The 4,308-nt window shown below is 68.4% G+C and carries 3 protein-coding genes and 1 pseudogene; 2 read left to right on the forward strand and 2 right to left on the reverse strand.

Annotated elements, in window-relative coordinates:
* Positions 1 to 134 precede the first annotated feature (134 nt).
* Together pgi and I71_RS12000 are read left to right on the forward strand one after the other, a co-directional pair.
* Positions 135 to 1,787 carry a glucose-6-phosphate isomerase gene (gene pgi / locus I71_RS11995; RefSeq protein ID WP_042695091.1) on the forward strand — a complete coding sequence of 551 codons (1,653 nt, stop codon included), beginning with the start codon at positions 135 to 137 and terminating at the stop codon, positions 1,785 to 1,787.
* 162 nt (positions 1,788 to 1,949) lie between these two features.
* Positions 1,950 to 2,201: a hypothetical protein gene (locus I71_RS12000; RefSeq protein ID WP_042695092.1), complete on the forward strand. Its 252-nt coding sequence runs from the start codon at positions 1,950 to 1,952 to the stop codon at positions 2,199 to 2,201.
* Here I71_RS12000 and I71_RS12005 read toward each other — a convergent pair.
* Both I71_RS12005 and I71_RS12010 read right to left on the reverse strand, forming a co-directional pair.
* Complete coding sequence (locus I71_RS12005; protein ID WP_042695093.1) at positions 2,188 to 3,096, reverse strand: LysR family transcriptional regulator; 909 nt, start codon at positions 3,094 to 3,096, stop codon at positions 2,188 to 2,190. The genes I71_RS12000 and I71_RS12005 overlap by 14 nt on opposite strands.
* A gap of 119 nt (positions 3,097 to 3,215) precedes the next feature.
* Positions 3,216 to 4,308 (reverse strand): annotated as a pseudogene (locus I71_RS12010) (acetate/propionate family kinase); the annotation flags it as partial.

Here is a 4,308-nt window from a genome sequence, read left to right on the forward strand (position 1 = left end):
CCCGCATAGGCCGATCAGCAGCGCCCCCGCCCGTTTTTGGGCCGTGCCCGCAGCCGGCGGTCGGTGTTAGGCTCCGCACGCCCCATAGATGGGCCGCGTCAAAGGACCGCTGACGTCAAGGAGTCCAAAGCATCATGACCGCGCTGACCCGTTCTTCCGCCTGGGCCGCTCTCGCCCAACACCGCCAGGACATGGCCGGCACGCACATGCGCGACCTGTTCGCCGCCGATCCCGGCAGGTTCAACGCCTTCTCCGTGAAGGCCGCGGGGCTGTTCCTCGATTACTCGAAGAACCGCATCACGCAGGACACGGTCCGCCTGCTGCTCGACCTCGCCCGCCAGCAGGATGTCGAGGGCGCTTGCGCCCGCATGTTCGGCGGTGAGCCGATCAACCTGACGGAAAAGCGCGCGGTCCTGCACACCGCGCTGCGCAACCGCACCGACCGCGCCGTCACCGTCGACGGCCGCGACGTGATGCCGGGCGTGCGCGCGGTGCTGGAACGGATGGACGCCTTCGCCAATTCGGTGCGCGACGGCGAATGGCGCGGCTATACCGGCCAGCCGATCACCGACGTGGTGAACATCGGGATCGGCGGTTCCGACCTCGGCCCGGTGATGGCGACGGAGGCGCTGAAGCCCTTCGCCCATGCCCATGTCGCCCTGCATTTCGTCTCCAACGTCGACGGCACCCATCTGGCCGAACAGCTGAAGTGGCTGGACCCCGAGACGACTTTGTTCGTCATCGCCTCCAAGACCTTCACGACGCAGGAGACGCTGACCAACGCCCATTCCGCCCGTCGCTGGTTCCTGGAAACGGCGAAGGACGAGGCGCATGTCGCCAGGCATTTCGTCGCCGTCTCCACCAACGAGGCGGAGGTGCGGAAGTTCGGCATCGACCCCGCCAACATGTTCGGCTTCTGGGATTGGGTCGGCGGCCGCTATTCGCTGTGGTCGGCCATCGGCCTGCCGATCATGATCGCCATCGGGCCGGAGCGCTTCGCCGAGATGCTGGCCGGCGCCCACGCGATGGACGAGCATTTCCGCACCGCACCGCTTGAGCGCAACATGCCGGTGCTGATGGGCCTGCTCGGCATCTGGTACCGCAATTTCTGGGACGCCTCGTCCTACGCGGTGCTGCCCTACGACCAGTATCTGCACCGCTTCCCCGCCTATCTCCAGCAGCTGGACATGGAGAGCAACGGCAAGTCGGTCACCCGCGGCGGCGAGCCGGTCGACTACCAGACCGGCCCGGTGCTGTTCGGCGAGCCGGGCACCAACGGCCAGCACGCCTTCTATCAGTTGATCCACCAGGGAACCTCGTTGATCCCCTGCGACTTCATCGCGGCGGCGACCACCCACAACCCGATCGGGGCCGAGGCCGGCGCCCATCACCGCATCCTGCTGTCCAACGTCTTCGCCCAGACCGAGGCGCTGATGCGCGGCAAGACCGCCGACGAGGTGCGGGCGGAGATGACCAGGGCCGGCAAGCCGGCGGCGGAGGTCGAGGCGCTGGTCCCCCACCGCGTCTTCCCCGGCAACCGCCCGTCCAACACCATCCTGATGGAGAGCCTGGCCCCGGCGACGCTGGGCGCCCTGATCGCGCTGTACGAGCACAAGGTCTTCGTCCAGGGCATCGTCTGGGACATCAACAGCTTCGACCAATGGGGCGTGGAATTGGGCAAGCAGCTGGCCAACACCATCCTGCCGGAGATGGAGACCGGACCGGCCGAGGGCGCCCATGACAGCTCCACCACCGGGCTGATGGCCTGGTGGCGGGCACACCGCTAAGGGCCGCCCGGGAAAAGGCCCGGCCTGCGCCATGCAATCGTAGGAACACGAACGCCATCGGACGGGACGGTCTCCCTTCGATGGCGTCCGGAACAGTGCGGCTTCATTCCGGTTGAAGGAGGAAACGGTGATTGCACCAATCCACTTCAGCGGAGCAGCCCAATGTCCACCCGCTTACGCCTCGCCATCCTGATCTACGGCATGATCCAGGGTGTGGTCTTCGGCATCGGCACCGTCCTGGTCCTGGGAGTCCCCAGACTTTCCGAACAGGCGATGACGCTGATGCCGACCGTGGTGATCCTCAGCATCCTGCTCGCCGCCCCCATCGCGTGGGTCATGGCCCCGCGGCTGCGGCTGCGTTTCTGGCAGCGCCGGGAACGGCGACAGGCGCCGCGCCGGGTCACCCTGTCCTGACCGCAGGCTCCGCAGCGTCTTCCGCGACCATGGCGAACAGCCAGTCGCGGAAGGCACGCATGGTCGGCGTCTCCGGCCGCGACTTCAGCGCCGTCAGCCAATAGGCGCCTTTGCAGACGGTGACGGCGAAGGGCTGCTCGATCAGCCCCACCGCCAGCGGCCGTCGGAACATCGCCACCGGCGCCAACGCCACCCCGGCCCCCTGGATCGCCGCTTCCACCATCAGCGAGGAGGAGTCGAAGACCGGCCCCTTGACCGGCGGCATGGCCGACGGCTCGATCCCGGCGGCGGCGAACCAGCCCGGCCATTCGTCCGACCGATAAGAGCGCAGCAGGGTCTCGCGCCCGACATCGGCGGGTTCGCGCAGCCGCCGGGCAATCTCCGGCGCACACAGCACCGACAAAGGCGCGTCGAACAGATGGACGGCATCGGTGCCGTGCCAGGCGCCGTCGCCGAACCGGATGGCGTAGTCCAGCCCCTCCGCCGCGATGTCGACGCGGTTGTTGTTGGTGGACAGGCGCAGGTCGACGAAGGGATGCGCCTCGCGGAAGCGGCTTAGCCGCGGCAGCAGCCAGCCGACGGCGAAGGTCCCCACCGCGCCGACCGTCAGCACCTCGCGAAACCGCCCGCCCTCGAACTGGTCGAGCAGCCCGCCGATGCGGTCGAACGCCTCCTCCAGCGTCGGCAGCAACGCCCTGCCCTCATCGGTCAGGGAGAGGCCGCGCGGCAGGCGGTGGAACAGGCTGGCGCCCAGCCGCTCCTCCAGCAGCTTGACCTGATGGCTGACGGCAGCCTGGGTCACGCACAGCTCGATGGCGGCGCGGGTGAAGCTGAGATGCCGGGCCGACGCCTCGAAAGCGCGCAAGGCGTTCAGCGGCAGATAGGGGCGGACCACGGTTTTCCCGGACTGTGCTTGGTGTCAGGGGCGTGCTAGCACCGACAGGGGGTGTGCGCTCCAGGGAAGAATCGGGGGAAGATGCGGGGGTATCGTCAGCTGACACCCCCACACAGCATTCACCGTCCCGTCAGCAGCTTACGGGTGTGCAGCGCGATCATCCGCTCCTCGTCGGTCGGGATGACATAGACCGGCAGGCGGCTGCCGGGGGTCGAGATCTTCGCCGCATTGGGCCTCGTTGGCCGCCGCGTCGATCTCCACACCCATCCAGGCCAGCTTGTCGTCGACCCGCGCCCGCACCGGCGCGGAGCGTTCGCCGATGCCGGCGGTGAAGACCAGCGCGTCCACCCCGCCCATCGACGCGGCGAGCGCCCCAGTCTCCTTGGCGATGCGGAAACAGAACAGCTCCACCGCCTCCTGCGCATGCGGGTCGCTGCTCTCCAGAAGCGCACGCATGTCATTGGAGATGCCCGACACCCCAAGCAGGCCGGACTTGTTGTACAGCAGCTTCTCGATGGCGCCGGCATCCATGCCCTTGCGCATCAGGTAGATCAGCACACCGGGGTCGATGGTGCCGCAGCGGGTGCCCATCGGCAGGCCATCGAGCGCGGTGAAGCCCATCGTGCTGTCGACGCTGCGCCCGCCATGGATGGCGCACATGCTTGCGCCGCTGCCGAGATGGGCGACCACCACCCGCGAATCGCCGAGTTCCGGCGCGATCTCCGGCAGGCGCCGGGAGATGTACTCATAGGACAGGCCGTGGAAGCCGTAGCGGCGCACGCCCTCCTCCGTCAGGTCCCGCGGGATGGCGAAGGTCTGCGCCTGCCAGGGCTGGTTGCGGTGGAAGGCGGTATCGAAGCAGGCGACCTGCGGCAGCTCCGGATGCGCCTCGGCCAGCGCGCGGATGGCGGCCATGTTGTGCGGCTGGTGCAGCGGTGCCAGCGGCACCAGACCGTCCAGCTCGTCCATCACGGCGGAGGTCAGCAGCACCGGGGCGGCATGGCGCACACCGCCATGCACCACGCGGTGGCCGGCGGCGATCAGTGCCGCGCCCTCCAGCCGCTCCTCGATCCAGTCGAGCAGGTAGGACAGCAGGGCGGTGCGGTCGCTGGCCTCCCCTGCCCCCCAGCTTTTTTTCGCAAGCGGACGGCGCTGGGCGTCCTTGGCCTCGAACACCGGATGGGTGCCGATCCCGAGATCTGGCCGTTGATG

Origin of the sequence: Azospirillum sp. B506 (assembly GCF_000333595.1) — a bacterium.
Lineage (GTDB): Bacteria > Pseudomonadota > Alphaproteobacteria > Azospirillales > Azospirillaceae > Azospirillum.

Excerpts from the sequence above, each read along its gene's own strand:
- I71_RS12000 (WP_042695092.1), top strand. The coding sequence starts at position 1,950 with ATGTCCACCCGCTTACGCCTCGCCATCCTGATCTACGGCATGATCCAG.
- pgi (WP_042695091.1), top strand. The coding sequence starts at position 135 with ATGACCGCGCTGACCCGTTCTTCCGCCTGGGCCGCTCTCGCCCAACAC.